This window comes from Polaromonas sp. P1_F2 (assembly GCF_056405735.1).
This window is the reverse complement of the sequence record NZ_JBFUBN010000013.1, coordinates 26,181-41,609: the sequence shown is the minus strand read 5'-3', so window position 1 is coordinate 41,609 and position 15,429 is coordinate 26,181. Positions and strand designations below refer to the sequence as shown.

Sequence of the window (15,429 nt, the reverse complement as noted above, 5' to 3'; positions counted from 1 at the left end):
TGCGCCAAGGAGAATCTCCCTTATGTCCCTGCTAATGCCGATCAATTGGACCCGGCCGGCCCGCGTGCGACTCCGTATTGGCATGGTTGCGATGGGGTTTGTGGTTTTTTCCCTCAGCTTCGCATGGGGCCAGCCGTTGCCGCCGCCACCTTACAGCACGAACTGCCAGTACTGCGGCAAATGGGCGGGTGACATTTTTTTTGAGAAAAACTTTTTCGGATTGACTGCGGAGCAACGCGAACGCCTCGCCCGTGTCGAAGAATATCCCCAAAGGAAAGGTTGCCCGTACACGCTGTGGGTGCTGGTTGGCCATGCGGATCCGGACGAAGGATCTAGTACCCAGCTCAAGCGGCTTGCATCCGCTCGGGCTAGAAATGTCGCAAACCTCCTGGAAAAACGCGGCGTTCCGGCTAGGAACATTTGTGTAATGCAAAAAGGGGGAACTCAACCGCTTGCAGATCGTCACGGCGCACGTGTAGAAATGGAATTGGTATGTGACTCTACGGACCCAAGTGCGCTCACCGCCGATTGCACCGAGGTGAAATGACCTCCGCGGGCCAACCCTTTCTTCAGTGACCCCACGGAGACGTAATCAGCGACGCCAAGGCCAAGCGCATCGCCGCAAGTGCAGCCTGAGCCTTTTCATGTACGCATTAACTCCCTCTCCCGCGGGGGGGCGGGAGTAGGGACCAGCAAGCACCTCCGGCGAAATTTCAAACGCCGCCAGCCCCCATCCCTGCCTTCCCCCAGCGGCGGAAGGAGCAAGGCTACAAGGACTTCGCCAGCGACTCCATCAACGCCCTGAGCCACATCTGGGCCGGGTGCGTGTCGCTGCGCCTGTGCCAGAGGAGGTCGAACTGCACTTCCGGCAGCGCGACGGGCGGTGGAAACAGCACCAGCATGCGCCGCGCCGGTGAATGCAGGGCCACACGTTTCATCACCGTGGCAGCCATCTGGGTCTGGGCCACCACCGCCGGCACGGCAAACATCTGCGGCAGGCTCAGCGCCAGCGTGCGGCGCTTGCCCAGCCGCGCCAGCGCTTCGTCCACCAAGCCATGGCGGTCGCCTTCGGGCGAGGCCAGGACATGCTGCAGCGACAGAAAGGTTTTCATGCTCATGCCGCGCCGCGCGCCCGGATGGTCGCGGCGCACGATCGTGACAAAGTCGTCGCGCAGGATGGGGCGGGTCAAAATCCGGCTCTCCGCCTGCGTCGGCGGGACGCCCACCGCCGCATCGATCAAGCCGGCGTCGAGCAGGTCGACGGCGCTGTCCCGGCTGCTGAAACTGCGCACGCTCAGCGAGATGCCCGGCGCCCTCTTCTCGAGCGCATTCAACAGGGTGGGCAGCAGCACAAAGGCCGGGTAGTCCGACAGGCCGAGGGTGAAGTCCATGGTCACCTTGCCCGGGTCGAACACGGGCTTTTTCACCAGCACCGCTTCCAGTTGCCGCAGCGCCTCAGCCACCGGCCCGGCGAGGTCCCTGGCGCGCGGCGTGGGCAGCAGGCCTTCGGCGCTGCGCAAGAACAAGGGGTCTTCCAGCAGCGTCCGCAGGCGCGACAGCGCGGCGCTCATCGCCGGCTGGCTCACGCCCACGCGCACCGCGGCGCGGGTCACGTTGCGCTCCTCCATCAGCGCGGCAAAGGCCGCGAGCAGGTTCAGGTCAACACCATGAAAATCCATAAATCAAATACTCATTTATACAGATCATTTGTTGGACAGATGGTAACGCGGCGCCCAGAATTCCGCCATTGCTTCACCACACCAACACAAGGATCCTCCGCAATGAGCAACTCAAACCCCGGCAGCCATGCTGCACAGGACCTGGCCCGGCGCCAGTCCATAGACCTGCTGTACCGCGCCTTCAGCGACCGAAACCCCGACCTGATGGATGCCGCCGTCACCGCCGACTGGGACGACATCCCCCTGGCGCCCGGCCAGGGCCCCGGGCCGGAAGGCCTCAAGCCCATCATCCGCGGCTTCATCGAAGCGCTGCCCGACGTGCGCATCACGGCCCACGACGTGCTGATGAGCCAGGACCGTGCCGCGGTGCGTGCCGAGATCACGGGCACCCACCGCGGGCCTCTCTTCGGCATCGCGGCCACCGGCAAAAAGGTCAGCTTCCGCATCCACGAGTTCCATGAATTCGAAGGCGACCGCATCAAGCGGACCTGGCACCTGGAGGACTGGTTCGGCCTGTTCCTGCAGCTCGGCGCTTTCCCCGCACTCAACAACAACTGAGCCATCGGGAATAAAGCCATGAAGACACTTCGTATCCACGAATTCGGAAACCCGAGCCTGGCCGTGCTCGACGACGTCCCGGCGGCCGAGCCGGGCCCGGGCCAGGTCTTGCTGCGCATCGAGGCCGCCAGTGTGAATCCGCTGGACCTCAAGATCCTGGCCGGGCATATGCAGCAGGTGTTTCCGGTGAGCCTGCCCTGCGCGCTGGGCACCGACCTGGCCGGTGTGGTCCGGCAGGTCGGCCCCGGCGTGGCCAGTTTTAAACCCGGCGACCGCGTGGTGGGCCGCCTGGAGCCCAGCGCCGGCGGCGCGTTTTCGCAGGCGGCCGTCGTCCCCGCGGAAGCCCTGAGCCTTATGCCGGCCGATATGAGTTTTGAGCAGGCCGCCGCATTGCCGACGGCTGCGGGCACGGCCTGGCTGGCGCTGTCCGGCGCCGGCAAGCTGCAAGCCGGGCAGCGTGTGCTGGTCCATGCGGCCGCGGGCGGCGTCGGCAGTTTCGCCGTGCAGTTCGCCAGGCAAGCCGGGGCGCATGTCATCGCGACCGCCTCGGCGCGCAACCTGGCCCTGGCCGGGGAGCTCGGCGCCCACGAGGTGATCGACTACCAGCGCCAGGACTTCGCCGGCCTGCTGCGCGGGGTGGACCTGGTCCTCGACACGGTGGGCGGTGACACGCTCGAACGTTCATGGCAGGTGCTCACGCCCCGGGGCACGGTGGTCAGCACCGTCGACTTCGCCGTCAAGCCTCGCGGCAGCCAGCACGGCTCCTTTGTGTTCTTCAACCATGACGCCGCGGCCCTGTCCCGCATCCTGGAAAGCTTCAAGGCCAAGCAGCTGCAGATCGTGCTGGACACGATTCATCCGCTCGATGACGCGCGCGCCGCGCTGGAGCAGGTGGCGGGCGGCCACGCCCGCGGCAAGGTCATCGTGCGGCCCTCGCACTGAGGCGCTTGCCCACCCCACCCAACTCGCTTATCAACACGGAACCCACACGGAGATCAACACATGAAAAAAACACTCACGGCCCTCGCCATGGCGAGCGGCCTCGCCGGTGCGGTCCAGGCCGCCGACCAGGATGTGGTCCAGGCGCTCTACAGCGAGGTGCTGAGCGGCACCACCAGCCCCGACCTCCCGGCACGCATGGCCAGGGTGCTCTCGCCCGACTGGCGAAGCATCGGCGACTACGCGAGCCCGGTGAAGACGCGGGACCAGTTCCTGGCGCAGCTGCAGCGCGTGGGCAGCGCCCTTCCCAACCTGAGCTGGAAGGTCGAAGAAATTTTGCAGGTCGGCAATCGTTTTGTGGTTCGCGGCCGTGCCACCGCCACGCCCGTCGCTCCCTTCATGGGGGCGCCCTTCACGGGCCGCGGCTTCGAGATCATGGCCATCGACATCCACACGGTCGAGGACAACAAAATCGTGCTGAGCTACCACGTGGAAGACTGGCACGGGGCTGTCGAGCAGCTCCAGCGGCGCTGAAGCCGCGCGAGCGTGCAGGGGCGATCAGGAGTCCCTGCGCTTGTCAGCGCATTCCCACTCCCCAGGGCTACACCGGCTGTCACCGAGCCGCCGCGCCCGCCGCGAGCATGGAAGTTTTCAAACAGGAGATTCCCATGCACATCATTCTTGGTGGAACCGGGCACGTCGGCTCGGCACTCGTTAAACGCCTGATCGAAGCGGGCGAGCCCGTCACCCTTGTCACACACGACCCCGATAAGTCCGGCAGGGCCGGCAAGGCCAAGCACGAAGTGCCCCAGCGGGCCAAGGTCGCACTGGCCGACGTCCACGACGTACCGGCCCTGCGCAAGGTATTCCAGCAGGGCACGCGGCTCTTCCTGCTCAACCCGTCCGCCGCACCCTCCGTCGACACCGACGCCGAAGAGCGCGCCACGGTGAGGTCCATCATCGAGGCGCTGCAAGGCACGCGCCTTGAGAAGATCGTGGCCGAATCGACCTACGGCGCGCAGCCCGTCGAGCGCGCGGGCGACCTGGGCATTCTTTACGACATGGAAAAAGCCCTCGAGGCCCAGCCCATTCCCTTCAGCGTGATACGCGCGGCCTATTACATGAGCAACTGGGATGCGTCGCTGAAGACGGCGCGCGATGAAGGCGTGATCGATTCCATGTACCCGGCCGACTTCAAATTGCCCATGGTTGCGCCGCAAGACCTGGGCGAGTTCGCCGCGCGGCTGATGACGGAGCCGGCCGAAAAAACCGGCGTCTTTTATGCCGAGGGCCCCGAACAATACGGCCCCGGCGATGTGGCCGCGGCTTTTTCGGAGGCGCTGGGCAAGCCGGTGTCGGTGCGTGTCGCGCCGCGCGAGCAATGGGTAGCGGCTTTCCAGGCGATGGGCTTCTCGCCCGCCGCGGCCAAGTCCTATGCCGAGATGACGCGCCTCACGCGCGACCGGCCCTATACCGCCGATGCCCCCGTGCGCGGCCGCACGACGCTGCGCGCCTATGTGCAGGCGCTGGTGGGGCGGCAGGCCTGACTGCGCGGGCCTTGCGCGGCATGGCGCAGCGGCCCAAGGGCTGGCATCATCCACCCCATGCCCACCTCGCTCCCGCACCAATGCCGCGTCCTGGCCACGCCCTGGGAGGGCGTGTACGGCACGCACATTGAGAGCGCCCGCCACTACCGCCGCCATTCGCATGCCGTCTTCGGCATCGGCCTGATGGAGCGCGGCGCGCAAAAATCCGCCAGCGGCCGCGGCCAGGTTGAGGCCTATGCCGGCGACATCATCATGTGCAACCCCGGCGAGGTGCACGACGGCCAGCCGCTGGGCAGTCCCTCGCGCCGCTGGCACATGCTTTACCTGGAGCCCGCCGCCATGGCCGCCGCGATGGGCGAGCCCGGCGGCGCGGCCGGGCTTGAACTGACCCAGCCCGTCGCGCAAGACCCGCGTCTTCGCCTGGCCTTGCATGAGGTGCTGGATCAGCTTCAGCACGGCGGCGGCGGCGGGCCCGGCCCGGTTGCGTCAGCCCACGCGCTTGCCTGCGACGAGGCGCTCGCGCGGGTCCTCGCCTTGCTGCCGGGCCGCCACGCCCTCGCCCCGGCGGCTGTGCCTTCCGCAAAAACGTCCAGCGCCGCCACCGCGCGGATACAGCAGGTGCGCGATCACCTGGCCGCCGACCTGCTCGCGCCGCCCACGCTGGGCGAGATGGCGCTCGCGGCCGGCCTCAGCAAATTCCAGCTGCTGCGGCATTTTGAAAAAGCCTTCGGCCTCACGCCCCACGCCTGGCTGCTGCAGCAGCGCGCCGAACGCGCGCGCGGCCTGATACGCGGCGGCGCCGGCCTGGCGCAGGCGGCCGCATCCTGCGGCTTCGCCGACCAGAGCCACATGACGCGCCTGTTCACGCGCCAGTTCGGCTTCACGCCCGGCGCCTGGCAGCAGGCGGCGGCGCGCAACACCGCCAAAGGCGCGCTGCAATAACGTTCAAGACGCGGGCCGGTCGCAGGGGCAGACTGCGCAGTGTTTCATCCCGACCACCGGAGCGCCGCGCATGTTCTTTCGCCATTCAGAACCCTTGTGGGCCGAGCATCCCGAACTCGTGCCCGGTGTGCTGTATGCCGAGGGCATCAACGCCAGTGCCGACGTGGGCCCGCAAGTCGCCCGCTTCAACGCCATCGCCGCGTCCCGCCTGGCCCAGGGCAGCGAAGGCGAGTTCCCCGAGGTGCAAGCCTGGCGCCGCACGTTCTCAAAAATGGGCCTCAAGCCCACGCAATACCGCTGCGCGTCCGAGTCGCTGCTGCGCCGCTTCCGCAAGGAAAACGCCTTGCCACCGCTGCATCCGCTGGTGGATTTGTGCAATGCCGTCTCACTCGCCTTCGCGATCCCGATTGCCGTGTTCGACGTCGCCAAAGTCTCGCAACAGTTGGAGGTGCGCCATGCCACTGGCACTGAGAACTACCTGAGCTTCGGTGGAGAGATCGAGCACCCGGAACCCGGCGAAGTGGTCTTCGCCGACGCCGCCGACCCCCCCAACGCCCATGCGCGCCGCTGGACCCACCGGCAAAGCGGCCTGTCCGCCGTCAGCACCGGCACGCGCGCCGTGCTCATCGTGGCCGAAGCCCTGCATGCGTCGGCTGCGGAAGACGTGGGCCGGTTGGTCGGCACCCTCGCCCATGAACTGGCGGCCGCCTGGCCCACGGAGCCGAGGACCCAGCTGCTGAGCCGGGCCTCACCGCGCTTTGAGTTCTTGGCTCCCTCCCCCGCTGGGGGAGGGCTGGGGTAGGGGCCAGCGGCCTTCGATACACGCTCAGCGAAATTTCAAGCGCCGSCRGCCCCCATCCCTTTCCTTCCCCCAGCGGGGGAAGGAGAAAAGCGCAGCCTCAAGGCTGCTGCTTGTTCACAAAGCCGATCACCAGGCCCCTGGCCGTCACGGTGATGCTGCCCGGCTGCACGCCCATGCTGTCGGGCAGCGCCAGGTCTTGCGGCGTGAGCGTGTGCAGCACCGCGCCCTGCAGCGCCTGCTCCGCCAGCTGCGGACCGTAGCTGGCCAGCAGCATCGAGGCCTCGGGCGGCAGGCCCTCGAATTGCAGTGCGTTCACGCGAAGCTCGTGCGCGCGTATCGTCATGTCGCCGGCCTCATAACGCAGCGCGAAGTCCAGGTCGAAGGTGCCGGGGTAGGCGCGCCGCAGCGCCTGGCCGCCGGCTTCCACCGCCATCACGGCGCCCAGCCGGTTCTGTTCGGGCAGCATGCGCAGCCGCGGCGCCTGCACCGTGAGGTCCATGATGCCCTGCGCGCGTTTGCGCAGCGGGAAACGTTTGGCAATCGCATCCTGCAACTGGGCGGTGGTGACGGTATAGCTGGGCTGGGCCTGCGCGCCAGACAGCGCCAGCCAGGCTGCACCGCCCAGGGCCAGGTGGGTGGAGGCGGCCAGCAGCCGCCGTCGCTGCATCAAGGGGTGTGGGTTCATCATGGCTTCGATGCTGCACCGAGGGATTGGTTTCCCGCGTCAGCCAATGCCGCCATCAAATGGAAGTGCGCGTAAAGTTCACGCGCCCGAACGTAACAAACGCCGCTTATCGATCGCTTTAGCGCCCCACCACCGACCAGCCGGCCTTCTGGTTGGTCTTGTCGTTCTCATATTCCCAGGCCGTGCCGCAGCGGTCGCATTTGTAGCGCGTGATGGTGACCAGGCCGTGGCGCCGCGTTTCATGGCGCGGGTCGCCCTGCACCAGCTCCGGGTGGCCCGGCGCCTTGCGCCAGTTGCGCTGTATGCCCGCGCAGGAGTCGCACAGCTCCATCTTCTTGAGTTCCTGTTCGCGCTGGGGATCTTGGGTCATGGGCTGCTTTTTTGTGGAGTCGTTGTGAAATCGGGTCGAGTCCCCGATTGTCGCCTGTGCCTTTCCTCGCCGCCAGGGTGGCGACCACGTTGGCGCAGGGGCGATCATTTGACCGGCCCCCACCGCGGGCCTATTCTGGAATCGCCCAGTCACCTTATTCGGGAGACACACCATGTACAAGCGAATTTTGCTGGCTTACGACGGCTCCGAATCCGGCCAGAAAGCCCTGCTGGACTGCCGCGAGATCGCGCAGTGGAGCGGGGCCGCCTTGACGCTGATCGCCGTCACGCCCCTGCAGCGGCAGGTGGTCGCCGCCGAAGGCGTGATCTACGAACAAGGCATCGCCGACCAGGAAAGGGAAAGGTACAGGGGCATCCTCAACGACGGCTTGCGCCGGCTCATCGAGTCCGGCCACGAGGCCAGCGGCGAAGTGCTGTACGGCGAAACCGTCGATGAAATCGCCCGCTACGCCAAGCAGACAGACGCCGACCTGATCGTGGTCGGCCACAAGCACCTCGAAGGCTGGGCCGCCCGCTGGTGGCGCGGCTCGGTCTCCAAATCGCTGATCGCGCAGGCGCCCTGCAGTGTGCTGGTGGTGATCACCCGCTAAGGCAAAGGCGAGGCAACGACGCCAGGAGGGTTTTTGAGAGGTCAGGGCTTGACTTAGAGCGCGCTCGAAGTTTTAAAGTCCTCTCATGACCCAAGCAATCACTGTCTCTTTAAGCATCGCCGAAGCCGCGGAAGCTTCCGGCCTTAGCGCCTACACCCTGCGCTACTACGAGCAGATCGGCCTTATCGCCCCCATAGGCCGGCGCAGCGGCGCGCGCCGCTACAGCGACGCCGACATGCGCTGGCTGGATTTCCTGGTGCGCCTGCGCGCCACCGGCATGTCCATGCGTGACATGCAGCGCTACGCCCAGCTGCTGCGCCAGGGCAATGCCGCCGCCAGCGTGGCCGAACGCCAGGCCCTGCTTGAAGAGCATGCCGAGCGCCTGGAAGCCGAGATACGCGCCCAGCGCGAAACCCTGGCCTACATCCGCAAAAAAATCCGCCTCTATGAAGAGATGCGCACCGAACCCAAGCGTGCGTGAATTCTTCTGGAACCACTTCACCCTCCATTTCAAAGGACGAAAACACCATGATCAAGACCCGCACCCTGGGCCGCAACGGCCCGCAAGTCTCCGCCATCGGCCTCGGCTGCATGGGCATGAGCGAGTTTTATTCCAACCGCGACGATGCCGAATCCATCGCCACCCTCCACCATGCGCTGGACCAGGGCCTCAACTTCCTCGACACCGCCGACATGTACGGCCCCTACACCAACGAGCTGCTGATAGGCAAGGCCATCGCCGGCCGCCGCAAGGACGTGTTCATCGCCACCAAGTTCGGCATCACCCGCGACCCGAACAACGAGGGCGCCCGCGGCGTCAACGGCCGGCCCGAGTACGTCAAGGCCAGCTGCGATGCCAGCCTCAAGCGCTTGGGGATTGAGCAGATCGATCTTTATTACCAGCACCGCGTCGACAAGACCGTGCCCATTGAAGACACCGTGGGCGCCATGGCCGAGCTGGTGAAAGCCGGCAAGGTACGCTTGCTCGGTTTGTCCGAAGCCTCGGCCGCCACCCTCGCGCGCGCCTGCAAGGTGCATCCCATCGCCGCGCTGCAGAGTGAATATTCGCTGTGGACGCGCGACCCGGAATCCAACGGCGCCCTGGCCGCCTGCCGCGAGCACGGCGTGGCCCTTGTCCCCTATTCGCCGCTGGGCCGCGGCTTCCTGACCGGCACTTTCAGCAAACCCGAAGACCTGCCCGCCGACGACTACCGCCGCACATCTTCGCCGCGTTTTGCCGAAGAGAACTTCCAGCGCAACCTGGCCCTGGTGGATACTGTCAAGGACCTGGCCGCGGCCAAAGGCGTCACCGCATCGCAAGTGGCACTGGCCTGGGTGCTGGCCCAGGGCGAAGTCATCATCCCGATTCCCGGCACCAAGCGCCGCACGTATCTGGACCAGAACATCGGCGCGCTGGATGTGGTGCTCAGCCCGGCCGAGCTGGCCCAGCTGGACAAGGCCTTCCCGCCCGACGCCGCCGCCGGCCCGCGCTACCCGGCGTCTTATTTGAGCATGGTGAATCCCTGAAACTAGAAGCGGATATCCACCACCGAGCCTTTGGCCACCGCCGACGAAATCGCGAGCGACCATTTGAAGCGCTCGCAAATCCGCTTCGTCAAAAACAGCCCCAGCCCCCGGCCTCCGCCGGGCTTCATCGACGTCTGCAAGGCCGCGCTGTAGCTGCGCGCGGCCTCCACCGCGTCGAAGCCTTCGCCGGAGTCGGTCACCCGCAGCCTGTGCGCGGTGAGGCTGACCGTGACTTCCCCCTTCTGTGTGTTTTCGGCGGCGTCCTCAGAAGGTTGGCAATGACGATCCTGAGCATCGCTTCCGGCGCATCGACGGAAAGGCCCACGCACTCCACCAGCACAAAGCGCGCGGGCTTGAAGGCCAGCAGGTGTTCATGGTCCTGCATCAGCTCCTGCAGGATCAGGTCGACCCGGGTCCTTTCCGTCCTCGCATGGCCATCCGGCTCGCGCGACAGGTAGAGCAGGGCGGCCATGGTTTCGGTCAGGTTGTCGACCGTGCCGCGAATCCGCTCCAGCGGGCCCTTGGCCTGCGCGGGCAGGGCCTGCTTCGCCAGCACGTCCACCGCGCCGCTGATCACCGCGACCGGCGTGCGGAACTCATGGCTGGCCTGGTCCAGCAGGCTGCGTTCCCGCTCGATGAAGCGCTCCACCCTTTCCAGGTGGCGATTCGCCTGCACCGCGATGTCGTGCAGCTCCGCCTGCGGGTAATCGACCGACAGCCGCTGCGAGGGCTGCTCCGGGTCCAGCGCTTCCATGCGCTGCGCCAGCGCCCTGGCCGGCTTGCGCAGGCTGCCGTGAAGCCAGAGCAGCGTGGCGCCCACCAGTGCCAGGTTGACCAGCACAAAGACCAAGCCCCCGATGCCGACCTTGTTCTGCAGCTGCTCGATGTCGGTCATGTCGATGACGGTGACCACGCGGCCGTCCGCGACCGGCGTGACCAGGGCCGCGTAGTCGTGCTCGTCAAACCGGTCCAGGTCCTGTTCGCTGTAGAACCCGGCGGGCAGCGTGGCCAGGTAGGGCGGCATGCCGGCGGGCAAGGCCGTGCCGTTCTTGAGGTGCCATCCCTTGTAGGCGCCCTGTGTCGGCAAGGGCACGGGCGTGTTGCCCGTGCTGCCGGCGATGTAGTGCTGGGTGGTCGACCGCAGTATCTGCTCCCACACCGGGTGCGTGATCATCACCTGGCCGAAGCCGACCGACACAGTGACGCCCAAAGCCAGCAGCACACCGAACGCGACGAACAGCGCGCTGATGCGCCAGTGCAGGTCGAACATGCGTGGTTTATTCACCATCCTGCATCCGCAAGCTGTAGCCCTGCCCGAGCACGGTACGCAGGATTTTTGGCGCGCCTTCGCCGTCGACCTCTTTGCGCAGCAGGTGCATGTGCGACCTCAGGATGTCCTTGTCCAGCGTTCGTTCGCCCCAGATCTGCGACTCCAGGTGTTCGCGGCTCACGATGTGCGGCGAGCGCCGCATCAGCACCTCCAGTATCTGCCGCTTGATCGGCGACAGCGACAGCTCGCGGTCTCCCCGGGTCACGACCAGCGACTGCAGGTTGAAGCGCAAGTCGCCGACTTCCAGCACCTGCCCCGGGGCTTGCGCCGCATGGCTGCGCGTCACCAGCACGCGCAGCCGCATTTCCAGTTCCGGCAGCGCGATGGGCTTGACGAGGTAGTCGTCGGCGCCGGCTTCAAAACCCTGCAGCTTGCTGCCCAGTTGGTCCTTGGCCGTCAGCATGATCACCGGCGTCCTGGACTTGAGTTCGTCCCGCAGCTGCGTGAGCATCGTCAGGCCGTCCATGCGCGGCATCATCCAGTCCAGCACGATCGCGTCGTAATGATTCGCCTGCACCATGCCCAGGCCCGATTTGCCGTCGGGCGCCGCGTCGGGCTTGTGGCCGCAGGCTTCCAGGTAGTCGTAGATGTTCGCCGCCATGGGCGCGTTGTCCTCGACGATCAGGATGCTCAAAGGGCCTTCAATCATGTCCATCTTGGTTCTTTCGCGCGGTGGCGCGGCGGGCGTCAGAATTTCCTCGAAACCCCGACAAAAACCGAAGTTACCCCATTTGCGCCCCTGTCCACCAAGGGGCTGTTGCGGATTTTGCTGGGCAGCGCGCTGTAAGACAGGCCGCCCGCCAGAATCCACTTGTCGGCGAAGGGCCGCATCACCTCAACACCGACACGCGGAATCACCGCGCTGCCCGGCTTGTAGTTCACCACACCGCGTGCAACTTCCGCATCGTGCGTGCCGTAGTAGTAGTTGGCCAGCTTGGCCGAGTAATGGCTGACCGCGATGTTGGGCGTGATCGTGGTCGATCCCCACTGCAGCGGATAGCCGTATTTGGCCGAGGCTTCGTAGCCTTTGCTCGCGCCCGACACATCGGCCTTCAGCGCCAGTTCCACCACGCCCATCTGGCCCTTGAAGGACCCGGCAATCCCCAGGTCCAGGCCGCCGTCCCGGTCTTCCAGCAGGTTGCGGTTGATGCCCCGGGCCGCGAGTTCGGCCACGCCGAAATCCTCTTTCTTGATGCCGGCCAGCCGGGCGCCCAGCGTGGCATCGAATGTGAAACCGTCGCGGCTGAGGATGTGGTAACCCCCGCTGATGCCGCGCCAGAAGAACTTCTCGCCCTGGTAGCTGATCAGCGGCACCGCGCGCAGCTTCGCGCTTTCCCCCGCGTAGATGTCGGTTCGGGCCGCCACACCCAGGCCCAGGCCCCAGGGTGAAGCCCCGGGTTCGGGCTGGGGCTGCGCATAAGCGCCCGTAGCGCCCATGAGCGCCGACAGCAACACCACAGCGGCGGGAACAACAACAGATTTGCGCTTCATAGAGATATTTCCTCTTGGACGGTTTTTGGGAAAAAAAAGGCGCCGGCGGACCGCCAGGCTGGACGCACTGTGCCGCGCCGCTGTCGCGGAGATGTCGCGGCGGCGAAACACGCCTCGCGACATCGCGGCGACAGCCAGCGCCCACCATCAGCGCCTTTGCTTTCCCTTCTCCCTTCCCTTTTTGAAACCGGACACACCAGGATGACCAAACGCCAAGCCCGCCCTTCTACCGCCTCTTCTCCGGCCGCGAAGCCCGCAGCCCTTGCCCGCGCCGAAAGCCCGTGCCCGCCCGGACAGAAGGCTTCCGCCGCGGCCGCGCTACCGCTTTTTTCGATGTTTTTTCTGGGCGCATGGGCCGGCAAGCCCGGCGTGATGCGCGGGCGCAAGCGATGAAGGCGGCCGCGCGCAACAGTGCCCAGCCAGGTTCGTGACAACAGAACCGGCCCGCAGGCATTGGTTCATCAAACGGGAGTGAACCGATACCCGCCGGCTTGCCTTGTGACGTATCCGATGCCTGGGAACTCCAGGTGGGCGCCGGCGATGAAGTGGCCGGGCTTGTCCGAACGCTGCAAGAGGCGCAACCTGGATGCGCGCGCCTTGTCCTGGTCGGCATCAAACTCCCAGGCCAACTCGGGCCGGTCGAACTGCGCCGCAGGCACGTGGACGGTATCTCCCCAAACCAGCAAAGTGCTGCCGCCGCTTTTCAGCTCATAGGCCGTGTGCCCGAGCTCGTGGCCCAAGGCGCTCACCGCCGTCACCGATCGTCCAATCCTGAATCCATCGCCGATGGCGATGCGCAGGTTCCGGAACCGCGCAAGCCGGTCTATCCCGTCGAAGAGGGGTATCGCCTGCGAGGGGATCAACAGCCGCTTGAGCTTGGGGAAGGCGTTCGAGCCGTCGGCCGCCACCAGGCCGTTCACGTGGTCTTCGTGTGTATGGGTGATCGCCACGGTGTCCACCAGGCTGGGGTCAACGCCCGCCTCTTGCATGGACTGGAGCAGCCTGCCCATCGTCGGCTCCCAGGAGTCCGCCGCACCGGTGTCGATCAGGATGTGGTTTTCGCCGTCGATGATGAGGAAGGCATTCACGGACAGCCGAAGCTTTCCGTCCACCAGCGGAATCGATGGCGGCAGGTCTCCCTGGAACGGCTGCCCGCCAGGCTTGCGCAGGCGTGTGGTGGGCATGTCCACGTAGCCGTCCCGCAGAGCGATGACTGTCGTCTTTCCCAGGGCGAACTTGACGAAGTTCCGTCCCGCCCCGGTCCGCTGGGGCCTGCCGGCATTTCCGGCAAAGCCTGCCTCTCCACCCGGCGAAGGTGTGCCATCCATCGCGCTGTCTTCCCTGGCCTTGCGCATCCGCAGCTCCGCGCTTCAGTCGAACGTACGCGCGATGAAGGACGCTTTGGTGCTTATCAGCCAGCGGCCCTCCACCTTGTGCAGGACGAAGTGATCATTGAACAGTGTCTTTCCAATCCGCACCCTCACCGTTGCCGTTGAAAGGCTGTCCGAGATGTTCTCCATGGAGAGGATCGCCTCATCCCTGGGCGCGCCGGTGGATTGGGGACTCGGCCTCCCGTGGATGAGCGCCGCATAGTCCGGCGACGACAGGGTTTTCAGCTGGCCTTCATGAAGCCACTGGACAAGACAGCTCGGGTGAAAGACCTTGTTGAAGTCGCGGCTCTTCGGCTCATAAGCCAAATTGAAATAGTCCTCCATCAAAGCGACGATGGCGTGGGTCTGGGTCATGGTCATTGCTGGCTTTCTTCCATCATTGAAAGACCCGTATAGTGAAGAATTCCCCCGTCGCCGGCTACTGCGAATCGCTTATCGCTGCCATTACAGGAACACATAGATCATGGAAGACCTCGATGGAGGATTGGTGAGCGGCTTGCTTGCCCTTGCTGCCGTAGCCGAATCCAAAAGCTTTGGCCGTGCCGCATCCCGTCTGGGCAAGACCCAGCCCGCGGTGAGTCGTGCTGTCCAACGACTGGAAGACCGCCTGAGCGCCAAGCTTTTGCAGCGCACCAGCCGGCACGTTGAAGTGACGGACGCCGGGCATGCCTTGCTGTCAAAGGTGCTGCCGCTACTCCAGGGGATTGAAGAGGCGGCTGTTGGGGCCTCGGACCAGACCTCGGCCGTCAACGGAACACTCCGTGTGGCCTGCGATGCTGCGTTCGCCCGCCTTGTGCTGGCACCCGAGCTGGCCCAGTTCCTGAAGGACCACCCGGCTCTTCAATTGAAGCTCGAAACCCGAAACGACCTCTCGGACCTGGTGAGCGACGGATTTGATCTCGCGATACGGTTTGGGCCGCCATCCGTTTCAAGCCTGGTCTGTCGCAGGCTCTACAGTCCGCGCGTCCTGACGGTCGCCGCGCCGTCCTACCTGGATCAACGCGGCCGGCCGAAGTCGCCGAATGACCTGGTCGATGACGGCCATGAATGCATCCAGGCCATCGACCCGGCTACCGGCAAGCCCTTCGACTGGGAGTTCTGGCGCGGCGATGAGAAGGTCAAGGTGGCCGTTAGCGGGAACCTGACCGTCACGGATGCCGGAACCAAAATTGGGRCCTGCCTCGCGGGCTACGGGATCGCCCAGGTCATCGACCTCGGAATCGACACGCACCTGCGTGCGGGCACACTGGAGCCGGTCCTGACGGACTGGCCTGGCGAGACCTTCCCCCTTTACATCTACTACCCCAGCCGGAACCACGTTCCGGCCAAGGTAAGAGCATTCATTGACTTTGTTGCCGGCATGATGCCTGGGCCGCAACCAGCTTGACCAGAACATCGCAGCCTTGGACATGGTGCCGAGCCCCGCCGGGTTGGCAGAGCTGGACAAGGCCTTCCCGCCCGACGCCGCCGCCGGCCCGCGCTACCCCGCGTCTTTTTTGAGCACGGTGAATGCGTAAAGCCGGCAGGCTGTTCGCCGCATGTGTTTTGAAGGCCGCTA

General features: G+C 65.6%; 20 protein-coding genes. 11 read left to right on the top strand and 9 right to left on the bottom strand.

Annotated features, from left to right (window positions below; genetic code table 11):
• Positions 1-22: 22 nt before the first annotated feature.
• Positions 23-547, top strand: coding sequence for an OmpA family protein (locus AC1D0O_RS21380; RefSeq protein WP_477655504.1), 525 nt, complete (start codon positions 23-25; stop codon positions 545-547).
• Positions 548-767: 220 nt separating this feature from the next.
• Here the strand turns inward: AC1D0O_RS21380 and AC1D0O_RS21375 are convergent, their stop codons facing one another.
• A complete protein-coding gene (locus AC1D0O_RS21375; RefSeq protein ID WP_477655503.1) occupies positions 768-1,679 on the bottom strand; it encodes a LysR family transcriptional regulator in 912 nt (303 codons plus the stop codon).
• 102 nt (positions 1,680-1,781) lie between these two features.
• Between AC1D0O_RS21375 and AC1D0O_RS21370 the strand changes: the two genes are divergently transcribed.
• From AC1D0O_RS21370 to AC1D0O_RS21345, 6 genes are all read left to right on the top strand, one after another.
• Entirely contained in the window at positions 1,782-2,237 is a 456-nt protein-coding gene (locus tag AC1D0O_RS21370) for an ester cyclase (RefSeq protein WP_477655502.1), read from the top strand.
• Positions 2,238-2,255: 18 nt separating this feature from the next.
• Positions 2,256-3,179, top strand: a complete 924-nt coding sequence (locus AC1D0O_RS21365) for an NADP-dependent oxidoreductase (protein WP_477655501.1) — start codon at positions 2,256-2,258, stop codon at positions 3,177-3,179.
• Positions 3,180-3,239: 60 nt separating this feature from the next.
• A complete protein-coding gene (locus AC1D0O_RS21360; RefSeq protein WP_477655500.1) occupies positions 3,240-3,710 on the top strand; it encodes an ester cyclase in 471 nt (156 codons plus the stop codon).
• Positions 3,711-3,844: 134 nt separating this feature from the next.
• Positions 3,845-4,723 carry an NmrA family NAD(P)-binding protein gene (locus tag AC1D0O_RS21355; RefSeq protein WP_477655499.1) on the top strand — a complete coding sequence of 293 codons (879 nt, stop codon included), beginning with the start codon at positions 3,845-3,847 and terminating at the stop codon, positions 4,721-4,723.
• 57 nt (positions 4,724-4,780) lie between these two features.
• The gene (locus AC1D0O_RS21350; protein ID WP_477655498.1) at positions 4,781-5,665 is read left to right on the top strand and encodes an AraC family transcriptional regulator; all 885 of its coding nucleotides are present in this window, start codon (positions 4,781-4,783) and stop codon (positions 5,663-5,665) included.
• A gap of 70 nt (positions 5,666-5,735) precedes the next feature.
• Positions 5,736-6,467, top strand: coding sequence for a B3/B4 domain-containing protein (locus tag AC1D0O_RS21345; RefSeq protein ID WP_477655497.1), 732 nt, complete (start codon positions 5,736-5,738; stop codon positions 6,465-6,467).
• 97 nt (positions 6,468-6,564) lie between these two features.
• Here AC1D0O_RS21345 and AC1D0O_RS21340 read toward each other — a convergent pair whose 3' ends face one another.
• Positions 6,565-7,155 carry a DUF1439 domain-containing protein gene (locus tag AC1D0O_RS21340; protein WP_477655496.1) on the bottom strand — a complete coding sequence of 197 codons (591 nt, stop codon included), beginning with the start codon at positions 7,153-7,155 and terminating at the stop codon, positions 6,565-6,567.
• A 115-nt stretch (positions 7,156-7,270) separates the two neighbouring features.
• The gene (locus AC1D0O_RS21335) at positions 7,271-7,522 is read right to left on the bottom strand and encodes a hypothetical protein (RefSeq protein ID WP_436155460.1); all 252 of its coding nucleotides are present in this window, start codon (positions 7,520-7,522) and stop codon (positions 7,271-7,273) included.
• A gap of 172 nt (positions 7,523-7,694) precedes the next feature.
• On the opposite strand from AC1D0O_RS21335, the gene AC1D0O_RS21330 reads away from it, so the two are divergent.
• From AC1D0O_RS21330 to AC1D0O_RS21320, 3 genes are all read left to right on the top strand, one after another.
• Entirely contained in the window at positions 7,695-8,132 is a 438-nt protein-coding gene (locus AC1D0O_RS21330; protein ID WP_477655495.1) for a universal stress protein, read from the top strand.
• Positions 8,133-8,217: 85 nt separating this feature from the next.
• Entirely contained in the window at positions 8,218-8,613 is a 396-nt protein-coding gene (locus AC1D0O_RS21325; protein WP_477655494.1) for a MerR family transcriptional regulator, read from the top strand.
• Between the two features lie 47 nt (positions 8,614-8,660).
• On the top strand, positions 8,661-9,659 hold the full coding sequence (locus AC1D0O_RS21320; protein WP_477655493.1) for an aldo/keto reductase: 999 nt from the start codon (positions 8,661-8,663) through the stop codon (positions 9,657-9,659).
• A gap of 2 nt (positions 9,660-9,661) precedes the next feature.
• Here the strand turns inward: AC1D0O_RS21320 and AC1D0O_RS21315 are convergent, their stop codons facing one another.
• From AC1D0O_RS21315 to AC1D0O_RS21290, 6 genes are all read right to left on the bottom strand, one after another.
• Positions 9,662-9,859 carry an ATP-binding protein gene (locus tag AC1D0O_RS21315; RefSeq protein WP_477655492.1) on the bottom strand — a complete coding sequence of 66 codons (198 nt, stop codon included), beginning with the start codon at positions 9,857-9,859 and terminating at the stop codon, positions 9,662-9,664.
• Positions 9,856-10,929 carry a sensor histidine kinase gene (locus AC1D0O_RS21310; protein WP_477655491.1) on the bottom strand — a complete coding sequence of 358 codons (1,074 nt, stop codon included), beginning with the start codon at positions 10,927-10,929 and terminating at the stop codon, positions 9,856-9,858. Before AC1D0O_RS21310 ends, AC1D0O_RS21315 begins: the two co-directional genes overlap by 4 nt.
• Before the next feature lie 7 nt (positions 10,930-10,936).
• Positions 10,937-11,644: a response regulator transcription factor gene (locus tag AC1D0O_RS21305; protein ID WP_477655490.1), complete on the bottom strand. Its 708-nt coding sequence runs from the start codon at positions 11,642-11,644 to the stop codon at positions 10,937-10,939.
• Between the two features lie 32 nt (positions 11,645-11,676).
• Positions 11,677-12,480, bottom strand: coding sequence for a MipA/OmpV family protein (locus AC1D0O_RS21300; RefSeq protein WP_477655489.1), 804 nt, complete (start codon positions 12,478-12,480; stop codon positions 11,677-11,679).
• Positions 12,481-12,941: 461 nt separating this feature from the next.
• Entirely contained in the window at positions 12,942-13,835 is an 894-nt protein-coding gene (locus AC1D0O_RS21295) for an MBL fold metallo-hydrolase (protein WP_477655488.1), read from the bottom strand.
• Between the two features lie 15 nt (positions 13,836-13,850).
• Positions 13,851-14,231 carry a nuclear transport factor 2 family protein gene (locus AC1D0O_RS21290; protein ID WP_477655487.1) on the bottom strand — a complete coding sequence of 127 codons (381 nt, stop codon included), beginning with the start codon at positions 14,229-14,231 and terminating at the stop codon, positions 13,851-13,853.
• A gap of 103 nt (positions 14,232-14,334) precedes the next feature.
• On the opposite strand from AC1D0O_RS21290, the gene AC1D0O_RS21285 reads away from it, so the two are divergent.
• Positions 14,335-15,258 (top strand): LysR family transcriptional regulator, encoded by a 924-nt coding sequence (locus tag AC1D0O_RS21285; protein WP_477655486.1) that lies wholly within the window; start codon positions 14,335-14,337, stop codon positions 15,256-15,258.
• Positions 15,259-15,429 lie beyond the last annotated feature (171 nt).